Here is a 19,340-nt window from a genome sequence, read left to right on the forward strand (position 1 = left end):
TGTAATTTTTATTGTTACCTAACATTTTACCATATTTCCCTAACATAATTCTATTTTAGGAAGCGATTTCAAAAGGTAAAATATTAGTAAATATGGAGGTTCAAAAATGACAATCAAAATAGACAAGCATCTATTCTACATCAATACAAAAAATTCCAGTCTTATCATTGAGGAAAGGGATGGCTACCTTTTGCTTAAACACTTAGGCAGAAAAATCGAATCCTATCATTTTTCCAATACAGTATTTGAGCGAGATCATGCTTTTTCTGGTAATCCGAGGTCGAATGAGCGGAGTTTTAGCTTAGATACCCAGCGGCAGGTTTTGGGTCAGCATGGTTTAGGAGACTTTCGGCAACCTTCTCTGCAAGTCCAACATGCTAATAATGAAGTAACAGATTTTAGGTTTGTTGAGAGTCAGCTGATTAAGGGAGGTTTGGAAGTTCCAGGACTTCCTAGCCCTCACAGTACAGAAGATGCAGAAACACTGGCCTTTATTTTAGAGGATGCAGTAGCTCACTTACGCCTCACTCTCTATTACACAGCTTTTGAAGATAGCAATACTATTGCAACCTTTACTAAGCTGGAAAATATCGGTAGAGAGACAACAATCATACATAAGAACTTGAGCTTAATGGCAGATTTGCCAGCAGGGACTTATGATGTGATTAGTTTACAGGGAGCTTATGCTAGGGAGAAAACAGTTCGTCGTCACAAGTTAGAACAAGGAATTTTCAAAATAGCTTCTAACCGAGGAGCTTCTGGTCACGCGCAGACTCCAAGCCTTATCCTTTGTGATAGTGAAACGACGGAAGAGGCTGGTCAAGTTTGGGCAATTCAGCTCCTTTATAGCGGAAACTTTGAAGCTTGGATTCAGCAAAATCAGTTGAATGAAGTTCGGCTAGGTATCGGTATCAATGAAGATAACTTTGCTTGGAAACTGGAAGCAGGGCAGACTTTCTATAGTCCTGTTGCTCTGTTGAATTATTCGGCTCATGGTTTGACTGGTCTTAGTCATGAGAGCCAAGCTTTTGTTCAAGAGCATATCATTCCTAAAGCTTTTGCGAAGCGAGAGCGGCCAATTTTAATCAATAACTGGGAAGCAACTTACTTTGATTTCAAAAAAGAGAAGTTGCTAGAGTTAGCAGATGAAGCGAAGAAAGTTGGTATTGAGCTCTTTGTTCTTGATGATGGCTGGTTTGGCAACCGTTTTGATGACAATCGGGCTCTGGGCGACTGGTTTGTCAATGAAGATAAGCTAGGTGGCAGTTTGACAGAGCTCATAGCAGAAGTTCATAGCAGAGGATTGCAATTTGGTTTATGGGTTGAGCCAGAAATGATTTCCGTAGACAGCCAGCTGTATAGGGCACATCCAGACTGGGCTATTCAAGTACCTGATCGGGATCATACCTACTCTCGCAATCAACTCGTATTGGATTATGCTAATCCAGATGTGGTAGCCTATATCAAAGAAACACTGGATCAGCTGTTAAGTCAGCATGATATTGACTACATAAAATGGGATATGAATCGTAATATTACCAATCTTGGGAATGGCACTAACTATCTGGCGACCAAAATGCAGTCGCATGAGTATATCTTGGGGCTTTATGAAATTGTAAAATATTTGACAGAGAAATATGAGAACATTTTATTTGAGTCCTGCTCAGGTGGTGGTGGACGAAATGATCTTGGTATGATGAGGTATTTCCCTCAAGTCTGGGCTAGTGACAATACCGATGCCATAGCTCGTTTGCCAATCCAATATGGGTCTTCTTATCTTTATCCGACTATTTCAATGGGTGCCCATGTGTCGGCAGTGCCTAATCATCAGATGGGACGAATTACTCCACTAGCAACACGTGGTCATGTGGCTATGATGGGAAATCTGGGGTATGAGCTTGATTTGACTAGTCTATCAGATGAAGAGAAAGCTGCGATTGCTGACCAGGTGAAGTTGTATAAAGAATTACGGCCAGTGGTCCAGTTAGGGCGTCAGTATAGGCTAATCAATCCAGATGTTGGCTCCAATGAAGCAGCAGTTCAATTTAACTATGGAAATCAAACGATTGTAACCTATGTCCGAGTCTTATCAGTTGTGGAAACGATGGAAACAACCTTGAAACTAAAAGACTTAGAGGAAGAAGGACTTTATGAGCTGCAGGAAAATGGCGCAGTTTACTCAGGTGCAGAACTCATGTATGCTGGTATCACTATGAATCTTCCGCAAGGAGATTATCTTAGCAGACAGTTGCATTTTATTAAAAAATAAGGAGGCTAGAGCATGAAATGGTATAAAAAGATGAGCTTAGCTGCTATTACAGGACTGTCCATTTTGGGGCTGTCAGCTTGCAGCAGCCAAGGGGAGTCAACAGATGGTAAGGTAACGATTGAGTATTTCAATCAGAAGGGTGAAATGGTTGATACCCTTCGTGAGATTGCAAAAGACTTTGAAAAAGAAAATCCGAATGTGCATGTGAAAGTGGTGAATGTCCCTAACGCTGGGGAAGTACTCAAAACTCGAGTTCTGGCTGGAGATGTTCCTGATGTTGTCAATATCTATCCCCAGTCTATTGAATTGCAAGAATGGGCTAAAGCTGGGTACTTTGAAGATTTATCTAATAAAGATTATCTCAAGCGAGTTAAGAATCATTATGCAGATAAATATGCGATAGATGGAAAGATTTACAATATCCCTTATACTGCTAATGCTTATGGTATCTATTACAACAAGGATAAATTTAAAGAACTGGGATTGAAAGTTCCAGAGACTTGGGAGGAATTTGAGGAATTAGTTGATACGATTATAGCAAAAGGGGAAACGCCTTTTGCCATTGCAGGAGCAGATACTTGGACCTTGAATGGTTATCATCAGTTGGCTCTTGCCACTTCTACAGGTGGCGGTAAGGAAGCGAATGATTACCTACGTTTTTCCAAGCCAAATGCCATCAAGTCTTCAGATTCAGTGCTTAAAGATGATTTCAGGTTGTTAGATTTATTCCGCAAAAAAGGTGCCATGCAGACCAACTGGCAGGGAGCAGGCTATACTGATGTTGTCGGTGCCTTTGCTAGAGGCGATGCCCTGATGACTCCAAATGGCTCTTGGGCTATCACAGCAATCAATGCGCAAGATCCTAAGTTTAATGTTGGAACGTTCTCTTTCCCTGGAAAGCAAAAAGGACAAAGCTTGACCATTGGAGCAGGAGACCTAGCTTGGTCTATCTCATCAAGTAGTAAGCACAAGAAAGAAGCCAATGCTTTTGTTGAATATATGTCACGTCCAGAAGTTATGCAGAAATATTATGATGTGGACGGCTCACCAACAGCTATTGAAGGTGTCAAGGAAGCAGGTTCAGATGCACCGCTAGCTGGTCTTGCTGAATTAGCATTTACAGACCGACATCTCGTTTGGCTAGCTCAAGACTGGACCAGTGAAAGTGATTTTTATACCTTGACTGGGAACTATATTACAACTGGAAACAAAGAGGATATGACGAAAGCACTAAATGCCTTCTTCAATCCGATGAAAGCAGACGTAGAGTAGGAGTAGATCTACTATGAAAAAATTGATTGAGAAATATTGGGGTTGGCTCTTTGTCCTTGTTCCCCTTGTACTACAGGCTGTATTCTTCTATGTGCCCATGTTTCAAGGTGCCTTCTACAGCCTGACAAACTGGACTGGCTTGACCTATAATTATAAGTTTGTCGGACTCAATAACTTTATGCTCCTCATGAGCGATCCTAAGTTTATGAACGCGATAGGATTTACATTGATCATTACTATTTGTATGGTTGTTGGTGAGATTATGCTGGGGATCTGGATAGCACGAGCTCTCAACTCGAAGATAAAGGGGAAAACTTTCTTCCGAGCTTGGTTTTTCTTCCCTGCTGTTCTATCTGGATTGACCGTGGCTCTTATCTTTAAGCAACTTTTCAACTACGGATTGCCAGCTTTAGGGAATGCCTTAGAAATTGAATTTCTTAAAACCAGCCTTCTAGGAACAAATGGCGGTGCAATCTTTGCAGCAATCTTCGTCTTGCTTTGGCAAGGGGTAGCCATGCCTATTATCATCTTCTTAGCTGGTCTTCAGTCTATCCCGACTGAGATTACAGAAGCAGCTCGAATTGATGGAGCTAGCAGCAAACAAATCTTTTGGAAGGTGGAACTTCCTTATCTCCTACCAAGCGTTTCCATGGTCTTTATCTTGGCTCTATAAGGTGGTTTGACAGCATTTGACCAGGTCTTTGCCATGACAGGTGGCGGTCCGAATAATGCGACCACCTCTCTAGGACTTCTGGTATACAACTATGCCTTTAAGAGCAATCAATTTGGTTATGCCAATGCCATTGCTGTTATCTTGTTTCTCTTGATTGCGGTTATTTCTATTGTCCAGTTGAGAGTATCTAAGAAATTTGAAATCTAAGAGGAGAAGCCCGATGAAAAATGCAGAAAGAAAAGCTAATTTTAGTAAATATATCTTGCTAACACTGGGATCTATTATCATTTTAATTCCACTCTTAGCAACGATATTCAGTTCCTTTAAGTCTACCAAAGACATCGTTAATAATTTTTTCGGATTTCCGACTCAACCGACCTTAGAAAATTTCCAACGCCTTTTGGCTGATGGTATCGGAGGCTACTATTGGAATTCAATCGTAATCACGGTTCTATCTTTGGCTGTTGTCATGATTTTTATTCCCATGGCTGCTTACTCTATCGCTCGTAATATGTCTAAGAGAAAAGCTTTTGGTATTATGTATACGCTTTTGATTTTAGGGATTTTCGTTCCTTTTCAAGTTATCATGATTCCTATTACAGTTATGATGAGTAAGCTAGGACTAGCTAACACTTGGGGATTAATTATCCTCTATCTGGCTTACGCTGTTCCACAGACTCTCTTTCTCTATGTAGGCTACATTAAGATTTCCATTCCAGACAGTCTGGATGAAGCAGCAGAAATTGACGGTGCTGGAAAGTTTACAACCTATTTCAGGATTATCTTTCCTATGATGAAACCCATGCATGCGACAACCATGATTATCAATGCCCTCTGGTTCTGGAATGATTTCATGCTTCCTCTCTTGGTACTCAATAAAGACTCCAAGATGTGGACTCTGCCACTCTTCCAATATAACTACACAGGTCAATACTTTAATGATTATGGACCGAGCTTTGCTTCTTATGTTGTTGGGATTATTACCATTACTATCGTCTATCTCATCTTCCAGCGCAATATTATTGCTGGAATGAGCAATGGGGCAGTGAAGTAAGCTCAAGATACAAAGACCGTAAAAAGCTCACAGTGCATGCAAAGGCAACCACATCTGTAAACTACTGAATTAGTAACGGCTGTGGAAGATTCATCTTTTTCGCACAGAGCTTAGGGCGTGTTCTATTCAGCGCACGGGAAAGAGTATATAAGACAAGATTTTAGAGGAGAAAACTATGGCTATTCAAAATAAGACCATGCTGATTACTTACTCAGACAGCCTGGGGGAGAATTTAAAAGATTTATATGACAATTTAGAAAAGCATTTTGGGGATGCGGTTGGAGGAGTGCATTTGCTTCCTTTCTTCCCATCAACTGGTGACCGGGGGTTTGCCCCAGTAGACTATGAAGAGGTTGATCCAGCCTTTGGTGACTGGGAAGATGTAGAAAAGCTGGGCGAGAAATATTATCTCATGTTTGACTTTATGATCAACCACATCTCACGCCAGTCCAAGTATTATAAGGATTTTCAGGAAAAGAAGGATCAGAGTGAGTATCGTGACCTCTTTCTCAGCTGGGATAAGTTTTGGCCAGAAAATCGTCCGACGCAAGCTGATGTTGATTTGATTTATAAGCGTAAGGATCGGGCACCTAAGCAGGAAATCGTCTTTGCAGATGGAAGCACCGAGTATTTGTGGAACACCTTTGGTGAAGAGCAGATTGATCTAGATGTTCGCAGTCAGGTAACTAATGATTTCATCAAAAAAACATTGCGTCAACTGTCAGAGCATGGCTGTGATCTGATTCGTTTAGATGCATTTGCCTATGCAGTCAAAAAGTTAGATACCAATGATTTCTTTGTTGAGCCAGAAATCTGGGATCTATTAGAAAAAGTCCAGCAGCAAGCGGCTGAGTTTGGGACGGATATTTTACCAGAAATTCATGAGCATTATTCTATCCAGTTCAAGATTGCAGAGCATGGCTACTTTGTTTATGATTTTGCACTGCCGATGGTAACTCTTTATTCTCTATACAGTGGCAAAGCAGAGCGTCTAGTCAAGTGGCTTGAAATGAGTCCTATGAAGCAATTCACAACACTGGACACCCACGATGGTATTGGGGTCGTTGATGTTAAGGATATTTTGACTGATGAGGAAATTGACTTTGCAACCAATGAACTATATAAGGTTGGGGCTAATGTCAAGCGTAAGTATTCCTCAGCTGAGTACAATAATCTGGACATTTACCAGATTAACTCGACTTACTACTCAGCCTTGGGCGATGACGACAAGAAGTACTTCATTAGCCGTCTGATTCAGGCTTTTGCTCCAGGGATTCCACAGGTCTATTATGTTGGTTTCTTAGCTGGGAAAAATGACCTTGAACTGCTAGAAAACACTAAGGAAGGCCGCAATATCAACCGTCATTATTACAGTAATGAGGAGATTGCTGAAGAAGTCAAGCGTCCAGTTGTGCAAGCCTTGCTCAAGCTTTTCAGTTACCGCAACCAGTCTGCTGCCTTTGACCTAGATGGCATTATTGAAGTGAATCTATTGGATGAAAATAGCCTCCGGATTGTCCGTAGCAATGCAGATAAGTCAGTCACTGCTCAAGTAGTTATTAACCTCAAAGAATTGACATATAGCGCTAGTGAAAATGGCCAAGCTATCACTTTTGAATAGAGATAAGAAAAGAGAAGAGAAGAAGAATGGTAGAATTAAATCTGAAAAATATCTATAAAAAATATCCCAACAGCGACCACTACTCAGTGGAAGACTTCAATCTTGATATTAAGGACAAGGAATTTATCGTCTTTGTCGGTCCGTCCGGTTGCGGAAAATCAACTACGCTGCGTATGATTGCGGGTCTTGAAGATATCACTGAAGGAACTGCCTCTATTGACGGTACGGTGGTCAATGATGTAGCTCCAAAAGACCGGGACATCGCCATGGTCTTCCAGAACTATGCCCTTTATCCGCACATGACTGTCTACGACAACATGGCTTTTGGCCTCAAGCTGCGCAAGTACAGCAAGGAAGATATTGAAAAACGGGTCAACGAAGCAGCAGAAATCCTAGGCTTGAAGGAATTCTTGCAACGTAAGCCAGCTGATCTATCTGGTGGTCAGCGTCAGCGGGTAGCAATGGGACGCGCTATTGTTCGGGATGCAAAGGTTTTCCTTATGGATGAGCCTTTGTCTAACTTGGATGCGAAGCTGCGTGTTTCTATGCGGGCGGAGATTGCCAAGATTCACCGCCGTATCGGTGCAACAACTATCTATGTTACCCACGACCAGACTGAAGCTATGACCTTGGCGGATCGTATCGTTATCATGTCAGCGACCAAGAACCCTGCTGGGACTGGAACGATTGGACGGGTGGAGCAGATTGGTACGCCGCAGGAAGTCTACAAACATCCGGCAAATAAGTTTGTTGCTGGCTTCATTGGTAGCCCAGCGATGAACTTCTTCGAAGTAACTGTAGAAGGCGATCGTCTGGTCGGACTGAACGGTGACTTTAGCCTCAAGGTACCAGAAGGCAGCCTTAAGGGGCTCAAAGAAAAAGGCTATCAAGGCAAGAAAGTTATTCTGGGTATTCGTCCGGAAGATATCAACATGGAACCAGCCTTTCTGGAAACCTTCCCTGAGTCGGTTCTAACTGCGAAGATTTCTGTTTCTGAGTTGCTTGGAGCGGAGTCTCACCTCTACTGTGCGGTTGGTGGCAGTGAGTTTGTTGCCAAAGTTGATGCACGCGATCATATGAATACCGGAAGCAGTATTAAACTTGGCTTCGACCTAAACAAGGCGCATTACTTTGATGTTGAGACTGAAGACAATATTTTCTAATCTATTGCTCCTTATAAAATAATCCAGACAGATTACTGTTTGGATTTTTACAAAAAATATCTATGAAATTAGTAAAATTTTACTAAAATTATTGAAGTTTTACTCGGAAACAGTTATAATAAAATCAAGAAAACGATTACAATATCGATTATTCATTTTAAAGGAGTTTAGTTTATGACAAATGTAATTTCAGCGGAGCAAGTCCGCGCAGATTTTGCCAAAGTTTTTGGAGTAGAGGCGGACCACACTTTCTTTTCACCCGGTCGGATCAATCTGATCGGCGAGCATACGGACTATAACGGCGGCCATGTCTTTCCTGCAGCCATTTCTCTAGGAACTTATGGAGCGGCTCGTAAGCGGGACGATCAGCTCTTGAGATTCTTCTCAGGAAATTTTGAAGAAAAAGGGATTATTGAAGTGCCGCTGGAAAACCTGCACTTTGAGCCTGAGCATAACTGGACCAACTATCCGAAAGGAGTCCTGCATTTTATGCAGGAGGCAGGCCATAAGATTGACCGAGGCATGGATGTCTATGTTTATGGAAATATTCCCAACGGCTCGGGCTTGTCTTCTTCTGCATCGCTAGAGCTTTTGACGGGTGTCATTGCTGAGAAACTCTTTGACTTGCAGTTAGAACGTCTGGATCTAGTGAAAATTGGTAAATTAACTGAGAATGAATTTATCGGGGTTAATTCTGGCATTATGGACCAGTTTGCTATCGGAATGGGTGCTGACCAGCGAGCTATTTACTTAGACACCAATACTCTTGAGTATGATTTGGTACCGCTTGATCTCAAGGACAATGTCGTAGTGATTATGAATACCAACAAGCGTCGTGAGTTGGCGGATTCTAAGTACAATGAGCGTCGGGCGGAGTGTGAAAAAGCTGTTGAAGAACTGAACTGCAAGCTGTCTATCGCTACCTTGGGTGAGTTGGACGAGTGGGCCTTTGATGAGTATAGCTATCTGATAGAGGACGAAAATCGTCTCAAACGGGCTCGCCATGCTGTTTTAGAAAATCAACGTACTTTGCAAGCGCGGGCAGCTTTGCAAGCAGGCAATCTTGAAAAGTTTGGCCGTCTCATGAATGCGTCTCATATTTCTTTAGAACATGACTATGAAGTGACTGGTCTAGAGCTGGATACCTTGGTTCACACAGCCTGGGAGCAAAAAGGTGTTCTGGGGGCTCGTATGACTGGAGCTGGCTTCGGTGGCTGTGCCATTGCTTTAGTTGGTAAGGATGCGGTGGAAACTTTCAAAGAAAATGTCGGCCGCAAGTATCAAGAAGTCGTCGGTTACGCCCCTAGCTTCTATATCGCTGAAGTTGCAGGTGGCACTCGCGTTTTAGACTAGGAGAGAAGTAAATGGACGCTGTAATATTTGATTTAGATGGCTTATTAGCTGATACTGAGATCATTTCTCTAAAAGTTTATCAAGAATTGCTTAAAGATTTTGGAATTCCTTTCACAGAAGAAACATATTCTAGAGAATACAGTGGACATAGGGAAGAGGAGAATGTTCAACGATTTTTGGATACCTATGATTTACCTTGGAACTTTGACCAAACCTTGGAAAAAGTTTATGAACTGGAAGCTCGAATATTAGCCAAAGGTGTAAATTTAAAAAAAGGTGCTAAAAATTTGCTTGCTTTTTTGCAAAGAGAGGGTATTCCAATCGCCTTAGCAACTTCAAGTGTTGAATCTCGAGCGAGAATGATCTTGGATAGCAATGGTATACTGTCCCTATTTGACCATCTAGTTTTTGCAAAAGATGTAAAGAGAAGCAAACCTTACCCTGATATATTTTTAAAGGCCTGTAGAGATTTGAACGTTTTACCAGAGAATTGCTTAGTACTAGAGGATAGTGAAGCAGGGATTGAAGCAGCGTATAGGGCTGGGATACCAATCATTTGTATTCCAGACTTAAAAATACCAGCGCAGTCTTTCTTAAATAAAACAGAACAAGTTTTTCAGGATTTAGACGCTGTCAGAGACTATTTAGAATGTAAGAAGGAGAATCAATGAGTCAGGGAGTTCTAGATGCATTTATCACAGAAGTCATTTCTGAAAGTTCATTTGAGGAAATGGATCGAATCTACCTGACCAATCGTGTTTTGGCACGAGTGGGAGATGGTGTTTTAGAAGCTGAGACTGAGTTGGATGACTTGATTGACCTCAAGGACCAGCTGGTTGAGGAGGCAGTTAGATTAGAGACGATTGAGGATAGTCAGACTGCGCGTGAAATCCTTGGTGCTGAGCTTATGAACTTCATCACACCAGCCCCTAGTCAGCTCAATCGGGATTTCTGGACGACCTATGCTTCCAATCCCGAGCAAGCTGTGGCTGATTTTTACCAGCTTAGTAAAAAGAACGACTACATCAAACTCAAGGCCATTGCTAAAAACATTGCTTTCAAAGCGCCAACTGAATACGGAGATTTGGAAATCACCATCAATCTCTCTAAGCCAGAAAAGGATCCCAAGGAAATTGCGGCAGCTAAAAAGGCTAAGAACAGCCATTATCCAGCCTGCCAGCTCTGCATGGAAAATGAAGGCTACCAAGGCCGCTTGGATCACCCTGCCCGCGCTAACCATCGGATTATTCGATTCGATTTGGCCGGACAGGAATGGGGCTTCCAGTATTCGCCCTATGCCTACTTTAATGAGCATTGCATCTTTCTGCACAGCCAGCACCTTCCTATGGCTATCAGCCGTCTGACCTTTGAGCGTCTGCTGGACATCGTCGAGACTTTTCCAGGCTATTTTGCAGGATCTAACGCCGACCTGCCTATTGTCGGTGGCTCCATCCTGACCCACGACCACTATCAGGGTGGACGGCATACTTTTCCTATGGAAATGGCAGAGCTGGATTGCAGCTTTACTTTTAGCGGATTTGAAGAGGTGGAAGCAGGTATTGTCAAGTGGCCTATGTCTGTCATTCGTCTGAAATCTGAGAAGAAGGAACACTTGATTGAGTTGGCTGGCAAGATTTTGCAAGCTTGGCGGACTTATTCTGATCCCAGTGTGCAGGTGTTGGCAGAGTCTGAGGGTGAGCCGCATCATACTATCACACCGATTGCCCGCAGGAAAGATGGACGTTTTGAGCTAGACTTGGTCTTGCGGGACAATCAAACTTCCCCAGAACATCCAGACGGCATTTATCATCCTCATAGGGATGTGCAGCATATTAAGAAAGAAAATATCGGTCTGATTGAGGTTATGGGGCTGGCTATTCTGCCGCCTCGGCTCAAGGAAGAACTCAAGCAGGTGAAACTTTTCTTGCTGGGAGAAGACTGTCAGGTTGCTGCCTATCATCAGGAGTGGGCCAAGCAACTCAAAGACCAGAATCCGAATGTTAGCGCTGAGACGGTGGAAGGAGTCGTTCAGGCATCGGTTGGACAAATTTTCAGCCGTGTGTTGGAAGACGCGGGAGTTTACAAGCGAACAGAGGAGGGGCAGTCAGCTTTCATGCGTTTTGTCCAATCTGTTGGTTTGAAAGAGGAATAATTGCAGGAGAGTTTTCATTTGTCCCTATTTTTGATAGAATAGTTGAATAAAAATCAAGACAAGAAAGAGAGAAACATGGCAATTTTAGTATTAGGCGGAGCTGGCTATATCGGCTCGCACATGGTAGACCGTTTGGTAGCAGCAGGCAAGGAAGAGGTAGTCGTCGTTGATAATTTGGTGACTGGTCATCGCGCAGCGGTTCATCCTCAGGCAGTCTTTTATGAGGGGGATTTGGCAGACAAGGACTTTATGCGTGGCGTTTTTGCCAAACATCCATCCATCGATGCAGTTATTCACTTTGCTGCCTTTTCACTGGTCGCAGAGTCTATGGTTGATCCGCTCAAGTATTTTGATAATAACACAGCCGGCATGGTTTCTCTTTTGGAGGTCATGCAGGAATGCGGCGTTAAAAACATTGTCTTTTCTTCGACTGCGGCGACTTATGGTATTCCTGAGGAAGTGCCGATTCTGGAAACGACTCCGCAAAAGCCGATCAATCCTTATGGTGAGAGCAAGCTTATGATGGAGACCATTATGCGCTGGGCAGACCAGGCCTATGGCATCAAGTTTGTAGCTCTGCGTTATTTCAATGTGGCGGGTGCCAAGCCCGACGGCTCGATTGGTGAGGACCACGGACCAGAAACTCATCTCCTACCGATCGTGCTTCAGGTGGCTCAGGGCAAACGTGAGAAGATTGCCGTCTTTGGAGACGATTACGATACTCCGGACGGCACCAATGTCCGAGACTATGTCCATCCTTTTGACTTGGCTGAAGCCCATATTCTGGCTGTTGAGCATCTGCGTGCTGGACATCCTTCAGATGCCTTTAACCTTGGCTCTTCGACTGGTTTTTCCAACCTGCAGATTGTAGAAGCGGCCCGAAAGGTGACCGGACATCCTATTCCTTTGGAAATAGCGGAGCGGCGCCTGGGGGATCCGGATACGCTGATTGCTTCCTCTGAGAAGGCAAGAAATGTTCTGGGCTGGCAGCCGAAATTTGACAATATCGAAACCATTATCGAAACTGCTTGGAAATGGCATTCCAGTCATCCAAATGGCTATGATGATCGCCAGTAATCAGTGGAGTTTCAAATATTTACAGAGACACTTTGTTAGAGATAGCAAGGTGTTTTCTTGGAGTGATAGAAGTTCTTTTCATGGGATTTAATTTGTTGTAAAAAAAGCGGATACATAGTAAAATAGAAAAATGATGAAAATAAGACGAATAAATAATGAATTAGAGATAAACCAGGAAGAAGATACAGTCTTGGTTCTGGGCTATTTTGACGGCCTGCATAAGGGACATCAGACACTTTTTAAGGAAGCTAGGAAGATAGCGGATGAGCAAGGGCTGAAGATTGCGGTACTGACCTTTCCTGAGTCGCCTAAATTGGCTTTTGTCCGCTATCAGCCAGACTTGATGCTGCATTTAAATCATCCAGAGGAACGCGCCGCTCACTTAGAAAATTTGGGTGTGGACTACCTTTACTTGATTGACTTTACTAGTCATTTTTCTAAAAATACAGCCCGAGAATTTTTTGATAAGTACGTTTCTGCGCTTAAAGCAAAGGCAGTTGTGGCAGGTTTTGATTACCATTTTGGATCTGACAAGAGAAAGGCAGAGGAACTTGCAGACTATTTCGATGGTCGGATTGTCATCGTCTCATCGGTCAATCAAGATGAGGAAAAAATCTCTTCTACTCGGATTAGAGAGACCATTCAAAATGGTGATGTTGCCAAGGCGCATCAGCTATTAGGCTATCCTCTCTCTACTCGTGGCATTGTGGTTCATGGCAATGCTAGAGGGCGTACCATTGGCTATCCAACGGCCAATCTAGCACCATTGGATCGCGTGATTTTGCCAGCAGATGGTGTCTATGTGGTAGATGTTGAGCACAATGGCAAGTTTTATCGAGGCATGGCTAGCGTTGGCAAAAATGTGACCTTTGAAGGAGATGAGCTTCGTTTTGAAGCCAATCTATTTGACTTTGCGGAGGAAATCTATGGCGATACGATTCGGATTATCTGGCTGGATAAGATTCGTGATATGGTCAAATTTGATGGTATTGAAGAACTGGTTGCTCAATTAAAGAGTGATGAAGAAGTGGCAAGAAATTGGGAACGTTCGGAATAAATGTCAGTTCTTGATATTTTTCTTAGTATTTCAAGCTGATTCTTAAAAACATCTAGTCAAGAGAGATAAAATTTAGTATAATAGAGTTAGTTACTATATAAAAATAAGAAGAGAACAGCATGATTACATTATTTTTATCGCCTAGCTGCACTTCCTGTCGCAAGGCGCGTGCTTGGTTGATTGGTCATGAAGTTCCATTTACGGAGCATAATATCATGACGAGCCCTCTGTCTGCTCCAGAATTGCAACACATTCTTTCATTGACAGAAAATGGCACTGATGACATCATCTCAACCCGCTCAAAAATTTTTCAAAAACTAGATTTAGATGTAGAGGATTTATCGATTTCAACGCTCATTAAGCTGATTGAGGAAAATCCTAGTCTTTTGCGTCGCCCAATTATCCTCGATGGTAAACGAATGCAAATCGGCTTCAATGAAGATGAAATCCGTGCTTTCTTGCCTAGAGGATATCGGAAAGAAGAACTGAGAGCCGCAACTATGCGTGCTGATATTTAAAATATGGAAAAAAATTATAGTTACCCACTAGACTTATCGTGGAGCACTGAAGAGCTTGCTTCAGTGCTTTCTTTTTTTAATGATGTAGAGCAAGCCTATGAACAGAAGATTCAAGCGGAGAAACTGCTCCAGTCTTATGCAGTCTTCAAGAAAGTTGTTCCCAGCAAGGGAGAAGAGAAGCGACTCGGCCGTGAGTTTGAGACGGTCAGTGGCTATTCTCTTTATCGGGCTGTTCAGGAGGCAAAAAGGAAAGGGAAAGGAATGATTTCTCTTGGAAAATAAATTTCATTTTGCGAAAGAAATAGTTTATCAGGCAGGTGCTTTTTTAAGAGACCATCTCTATGATGACTTGGATGTCGTACAAAAGAGCAGCCCGACTGACTTGGTGACTCAAATGGACCGCTTCATCCAGGATGACTTGGTTGGGAAAATTTTAGCTCAGTATCCTGACGACGCGATTTTGGCTGAGGAAAATGACCTGCGACACGACATTGCGGATGGTAATGTCTGGGTGATTGATCCCATTGATGGCACCAATAATTTCATTACCCAGCGGGCTGATTTTGCTATTATGTTAGCTTATTTCGAAAATGGGCAGGGCAAGTTCGGATTGATCTACGATGTGACAAGAGACCAGCTTTTTCACGGAGGCGGGGCTTTTGATGTGTACTGCAATGACAGAAAGTTGACTGCTTTTATCGACAAGCCCCTGCAGCAATATCTTATGGCTTCAAATGCTAGTATGCTGGAGCATAATCACTGGGGACTAGCTGACTTGGCTCGTGATTGCTTGGGAGTGCGTGTCTATGGCAGTGCTGGGATTAGTTTTGCTAAGACCTTGGCTGGTGGTTTAGTTGCCTATTTCTCTTATAATTGGCCTTGGGACTATGCGGCGGCCTATGTGATGGCTGACAAACTAGGCTTCGTCATTCAGACTCTTGATGGCGAACAGCCGAATTTTCAGACTCAGGAGCCGATTATGATTGCACCAAAGTGTAAGTTAGACGAATTACAAGAGTATTTACGAAAGGGAAAAGGCTAGTATGGACTTTCCAGCAGGTTTTAAGGAAAAGTATGAAAAGCTCTTGGGACAGGAAGCAGAGGCTTTTTTTGCGACTTTTGATCAAGATCCGATTTCAGCCTTTCGCAGCAATCCTTTAAAAGAAAATCAGAAAAAATTTGCAGATGCGATTCCAAATACAGACTGGGGACATTATGGAAAAGTGTCTGGTAGGTCGGTAGAACATGTCACGGGGCTGGTTTATTCTCAGGAGCCGGCAGCACAAATGGTTGCCCAAGTTGCAGCACCGCAAAAGGGCATGAAAGTTCTGGACTTGGCCGCCGCACCAGGAGGAAAATCTACTCATATACTCTCTTATCTAGATAATACAGGTGTGCTGGTTTCTAACGAAATCAATGCCAAACGCAGTAAAATTTTGGTGGAAAATATTGAGCGTTTTGGAGCGCGAAATGTCCTTGTCACCAATGAATCTGCGGATCGATTGGCTAAGGTCTTTCAGGGCTATTTTGATCTCATTGTTCTGGATGCTCCTTGCTCTGGCGAAGGGATGTTCCGCAAGCAGCCAGATGCTACTCAGTATTGGAGTCCGGAATATCCTGCCCAGTGTGCGCGTCTCCAGCGAGAAATTCTAGAGGACGCTGTCAAGATGTTGGCGACAGGCGGTCAGCTGGTCTATTCGACCTGCACTTGGGCACCAGAAGAAAATGAAGAAATTGTCGCTTGGCTTTCAGAAAATTTTCCTTTGGAATTGCTGGAAATACCAAAAATCAATGGCATGGTAGCAGGGATTGATTTCCCAGAGACAGCTCGTATGTATCCCCACCATTTCAAAGGTGAAGGGCAATTTGTAGCCAAATTTCGTTTTACAGGCAGTCAGTCTGCTAAAAAAATCAAGGCGACCAAAAATAAATTGACAGCAGAGCAGAGAAAACTCTGGCAAGATTTCCAGAAAAAGCATCTGAAAATTGAGCTAGAGGGACATTTAGATACTTTTGGGGACAATCTATATCTGCTGCCAGCTGGACTGCCAGATATCTCCAAACTGAAAATTGCTCGCAATGGCCTGCATCTGGGAGAATTTAAGAAAAATCGCTTTGAACCGAGCTTTGCCTTAGGCCTAGCTTTGAGGCCTAGTGAAGTTGTCTCAGTCCTTGAGATTGATGATGAGGCATTTAGCAAATATGTAGCAGGCGAGACGGTTCAACTCTCACAAAACTATCCAAATGGCTGGTATCAAGTGCTTGCCCAAGGCAACGGTCTGGGGTTTGCAAAAGTTACTGGAAATACCTTAAAAAATTATTTCCCAAAGGGGCTTCGCTTTCGTTCAAAAGACTAGGCAAAGCCCTCTTTCTATGTTATAGTGGATATAGTGGGATTTTCAGATTCTTACGATAGACAGCCCACTATTATTCTCAAGATTTCGAGGAGAAAAATGGTAAAGAAAAAATATAAGCTGATTTTGTCAGCGGTTCTAGTTCTAGTTGCGGTTAGCCTCTCTGCTTGCTCCAGCTGGATTGACCGAGGAGAGTCCATGACTGCCGTTGGTTCGACAGCCCTTCAGCCGCTCGTTGAAGCAGCAGCGGATGAGTTTGGTTCGGCCAATATTGGAAAAACGGTCAATGTTCAAGGTGGCGGATCAGGTACGGGCTTGTCTCAGGTTCAGTCTGGTGCGGTTGAAATTGGCAACTCAGATGTGTTTGCTGAGGAAAAAGAAGGGATTGACGCTTCAGCCCTTGTTGACCACAAAGTAGCAGTTGCTGGAATTGCCGTGATTGTCAATAAAGAAGTATCTGTCGATAATTTAACGGCGGAGCAGCTGCAGAAGATTTTTACTGGTGAAGTGACCAACTGGAAGCAGCTGGGTGGGAAAAATCTAGAGATTTCCATCATCAACCGTGCGGCAAGCTCTGGTTCTCGAGCTACGTTTGACAGTGTCATCATGAATGGTAAATCAGCCGTTCAAAGTCAGGAGCAGGATTCAAATGGGATGGTTAAGTCCATTGTTTCTCAAACACCGGGAGCCATTTCTTATCTGGCCTTTGCTTATGTGGATGATTCTGTCAAGACTTTGAAGCTCAATGGCTACGAGCCTACGGCTAAGAATGTTGCGACCAATGCTTGGCCCCTCTGGTCTTATGAACACATGTACACACTTGGTCAACCTAAGGGCTTGGCAGCAGAGTTTCTGGACTACATGCTGTCAGATGAAGTTCAAGATGGAATCGTCTCAGGAATGGGCTATATTTCCATCAAAGAAATGCAGGTCAGCAAGGATGCTGATGGAAATGTTACGACATTAAAAGGAGATAGCAAATGAGAAATGAAGAATTAGCAAAAAAATTACTATCCCCTTCGAAAAACTCTCGTCTGGAAAAATTTGGGAAATATATCACCTTTGCTTGTCTGGCTTTAATCGTTCTGATTGTAGCCATGATTTTAATCTTCGTAGCACAAAAAGGGCTGTCGACCTTCTTTGTCAACGGAGTCAATGTGTTTGAATTTTTATTTGGCTCCACTTGGAATCCGTCAGGTAAGGAATTCGGTGCTCTGCCCATGATCTTGGGTTCCTTTATTGTAACGATTTTATCAGCCCTCATCGCAACTCCCTTTGCTATTGGAGCGGCTGTCTTTATGACTGAAGTGTCGCCTAAAGGAGCCAAGATTCTTCAGCCTGCGATCGAACTCTTGGTTGGGATTCCGTCTGTTGTGTACGGATTTATCGGCTTGCAGGTTGTGGTTCCCTTTGTTCGGACTGTTTTTGGCGGTACCGGATTTGGGATTTTGTCTGGTATTTTCGTACTTTTTGTCATGATTTTGCCGACCGTTACCTTTATGACGACGGACAGTCTACGTGCTGTACCACGCCACTACCGTGAAGCGAGTCTGGCTATGGGGGCTACGCGCTGGCAAACTATTTGGCGGGTGACTCTCAAGGCTGCTCGCTCTGGTATCTTTACAGCTGTGGTCTTTGGAATGGCACGTGCCTTCGGTGAAGCCTTGGCCATTCAAATGGTTGTCGGTAACTCTGCGGTGATTCCAACCTCTTTGACAACACCGGCAGCTACATTGACTTCCGTTTTGACTATGGGAATCGGAAACACGGTTATGGGAACAGTGGACAATAACGTTCTCTGGTCTCTGGCTCTGGTGCTCTTGATGATGAGCCTGGCCTTTAACAGTGTCATTAAACTGATTACAAAAGAAAGAGGTAAGAAAAACTATGCACGCTAAGAAATTAGATAAATTGGCGACTGGTATCCTCTACACGATAGCTGGTATCATTGTTGCTATCCTTGCCTCTCTGATTCTTTATATTCTGGTAAGAGGATTACCGCACATTTCTTGGTCTTTCCTGACTGGAAAATCTTCTTCCTATCAGGCTGGCGGTGGTATTGGGATTCAGCTCTACAATTCCTTCTTCCTATTGGTGATTACTTTGATTATCTCTGTTCCTCTCTCTATGGGGGCTGGGGTTTATCTGTCAGAGTATGCTAAGAAGGGACCAGTGACCAACTTTGTCCGTACCTGTATTGAAATCCTGTCCTCGCTGCCATCCGTGGTAGTCGGACTCTTTGGCTATTTGATCTTTGTTGTCCAGTTTGAATATGGCTTTTCTATCATCTCTGGTGCCTTGGCGCTGACTGTCTTCAATCTGCCTCAGATGACTCGCAATGTCGAAGACAGCTTACGTCACGTTCACCATACACAACGTGAAGCAGGATTGGCTCTCGGAATTTCCCGCTGGGAAACAGTGCTTCATGTGGTCATTCCAGAGGCTCTGCCAGGGATTGTGACAGGGATTGTCCTTGCTTCTGGTCGGATTTTTGGTGAAGCAGCTGCCTTGATCTATACTGCGGGGCAATCTGCGCCGGCTCTGGATTGGTCTAACTGGAACATTTTCAGCATTACCAGCCCGATTTCGATTTTTCGGCAGGCGGAGACACTTGCTGTCCATATCTGGAAGGTCAATAGTGAAGGAACCATTCCTGATGGCAATGTGGTGTCAGCAGGATCAGCAGCGGTGCTTCTGATTTTTATCTTAATTTTCAACTTTGGAGCCCGCAAACTCGGTTCCTACTTGCACAAGAAATTAACCTCTGCTTAAAGGAG

17 protein-coding genes and 1 pseudogene are annotated in these 19,340 nt (G+C 43.4%); all 18 read left to right on the forward strand.

Annotated features, from left to right (window positions below; all coding sequences use genetic code 11):
• Positions 1 to 106 precede the first annotated feature (106 nt).
• The 18 genes and pseudogenes from FZ954_RS02945 to pstA all read left to right on the forward strand — a co-directional run bounded on the left by FZ954_RS02945 (position 107) and on the right by pstA (position 19,335).
• Positions 107 to 2,269 carry an alpha-galactosidase gene (locus FZ954_RS02945; RefSeq protein WP_148876920.1) on the forward strand — a complete coding sequence of 721 codons (2,163 nt, stop codon included), beginning with the start codon at positions 107 to 109 and terminating at the stop codon, positions 2,267 to 2,269.
• Between the two features lie 12 nt (positions 2,270 to 2,281).
• A complete protein-coding gene (locus tag FZ954_RS02950; protein ID WP_148876923.1) occupies positions 2,282 to 3,541 on the forward strand; it encodes an extracellular solute-binding protein in 1,260 nt (419 codons plus the stop codon).
• A gap of 13 nt (positions 3,542 to 3,554) precedes the next feature.
• Positions 3,555 to 4,421: pseudogene (locus tag FZ954_RS02955) on the forward strand (carbohydrate ABC transporter permease).
• Positions 4,422 to 4,434: 13 nt separating this feature from the next.
• Positions 4,435 to 5,268 (forward strand): carbohydrate ABC transporter permease, encoded by an 834-nt coding sequence (locus tag FZ954_RS02960; protein WP_148876925.1) that lies wholly within the window; start codon positions 4,435 to 4,437, stop codon positions 5,266 to 5,268.
• Between the two features lie 175 nt (positions 5,269 to 5,443).
• Positions 5,444 to 6,889: a sucrose phosphorylase gene (gtfA, locus tag FZ954_RS02965; RefSeq protein ID WP_148876928.1), complete on the forward strand. Its 1,446-nt coding sequence runs from the start codon at positions 5,444 to 5,446 to the stop codon at positions 6,887 to 6,889.
• 26 nt (positions 6,890 to 6,915) lie between these two features.
• Complete coding sequence (locus FZ954_RS02970; protein ID WP_148876931.1) at positions 6,916 to 8,052, forward strand: ABC transporter ATP-binding protein; 1,137 nt, start codon at positions 6,916 to 6,918, stop codon at positions 8,050 to 8,052.
• A gap of 174 nt (positions 8,053 to 8,226) precedes the next feature.
• Positions 8,227 to 9,405, forward strand: a complete 1,179-nt coding sequence (locus FZ954_RS02975; protein WP_148876933.1) for a galactokinase — start codon at positions 8,227 to 8,229, stop codon at positions 9,403 to 9,405.
• Positions 9,406 to 9,416: 11 nt separating this feature from the next.
• Complete coding sequence (locus FZ954_RS02980) at positions 9,417 to 10,076, forward strand: HAD family phosphatase (protein ID WP_005590244.1); 660 nt, start codon at positions 9,417 to 9,419, stop codon at positions 10,074 to 10,076.
• A complete protein-coding gene (gene galT / locus FZ954_RS02985; protein ID WP_148876936.1) occupies positions 10,073 to 11,557 on the forward strand; it encodes a UDP-glucose--hexose-1-phosphate uridylyltransferase in 1,485 nt (494 codons plus the stop codon). Before FZ954_RS02980 ends, galT begins: the two co-directional genes overlap by 4 nt.
• Before the next feature lie 75 nt (positions 11,558 to 11,632).
• Positions 11,633 to 12,634 (forward strand): UDP-glucose 4-epimerase GalE, encoded by a 1,002-nt coding sequence (galE, locus tag FZ954_RS02990; protein ID WP_148876939.1) that lies wholly within the window; start codon positions 11,633 to 11,635, stop codon positions 12,632 to 12,634.
• 133 nt (positions 12,635 to 12,767) lie between these two features.
• Complete coding sequence (locus tag FZ954_RS02995; protein ID WP_316246106.1) at positions 12,768 to 13,691, forward strand: bifunctional riboflavin kinase/FAD synthetase; 924 nt, start codon at positions 12,768 to 12,770, stop codon at positions 13,689 to 13,691.
• A gap of 119 nt (positions 13,692 to 13,810) precedes the next feature.
• Positions 13,811 to 14,209: a Spx/MgsR family RNA polymerase-binding regulatory protein gene (locus FZ954_RS03000; protein WP_005590248.1), complete on the forward strand. Its 399-nt coding sequence runs from the start codon at positions 13,811 to 13,813 to the stop codon at positions 14,207 to 14,209.
• 3 nt (positions 14,210 to 14,212) lie between these two features.
• On the forward strand, positions 14,213 to 14,491 hold the full coding sequence (locus FZ954_RS03005) for a UPF0223 family protein (RefSeq protein ID WP_005590249.1): 279 nt from the start codon (positions 14,213 to 14,215) through the stop codon (positions 14,489 to 14,491).
• Complete coding sequence (locus tag FZ954_RS03010; protein ID WP_148876943.1) at positions 14,481 to 15,251, forward strand: inositol monophosphatase family protein; 771 nt, start codon at positions 14,481 to 14,483, stop codon at positions 15,249 to 15,251. The genes FZ954_RS03005 and FZ954_RS03010 overlap by 11 nt, the downstream gene beginning before the upstream one ends.
• A gap of 1 nt (position 15,252) precedes the next feature.
• Entirely contained in the window at positions 15,253 to 16,566 is a 1,314-nt protein-coding gene (locus tag FZ954_RS03015; protein ID WP_148876946.1) for an RsmF rRNA methyltransferase first C-terminal domain-containing protein, read from the forward strand.
• 96 nt (positions 16,567 to 16,662) lie between these two features.
• Positions 16,663 to 17,547 carry a phosphate ABC transporter substrate-binding protein PstS family protein gene (locus FZ954_RS03020; protein WP_148876949.1) on the forward strand — a complete coding sequence of 295 codons (885 nt, stop codon included), beginning with the start codon at positions 16,663 to 16,665 and terminating at the stop codon, positions 17,545 to 17,547.
• Positions 17,544 to 18,461, forward strand: a complete 918-nt coding sequence (pstC, locus tag FZ954_RS03025; RefSeq protein WP_125372861.1) for a phosphate ABC transporter permease subunit PstC — start codon at positions 17,544 to 17,546, stop codon at positions 18,459 to 18,461. The genes FZ954_RS03020 and pstC overlap by 4 nt, the downstream gene beginning before the upstream one ends.
• A complete protein-coding gene (pstA, locus tag FZ954_RS03030; RefSeq protein ID WP_148876952.1) occupies positions 18,451 to 19,335 on the forward strand; it encodes a phosphate ABC transporter permease PstA in 885 nt (294 codons plus the stop codon). Before pstC ends, pstA begins: the two co-directional genes overlap by 11 nt.
• Positions 19,336 to 19,340: the final 5 nt, after the last annotated feature.

Origin of the sequence: Streptococcus sp. Marseille-P7375, from assembly GCF_902460365.1 — a bacterium.
Classification (GTDB): domain Bacteria; phylum Bacillota; class Bacilli; order Lactobacillales; family Streptococcaceae; genus Streptococcus; species Streptococcus cristatus_I.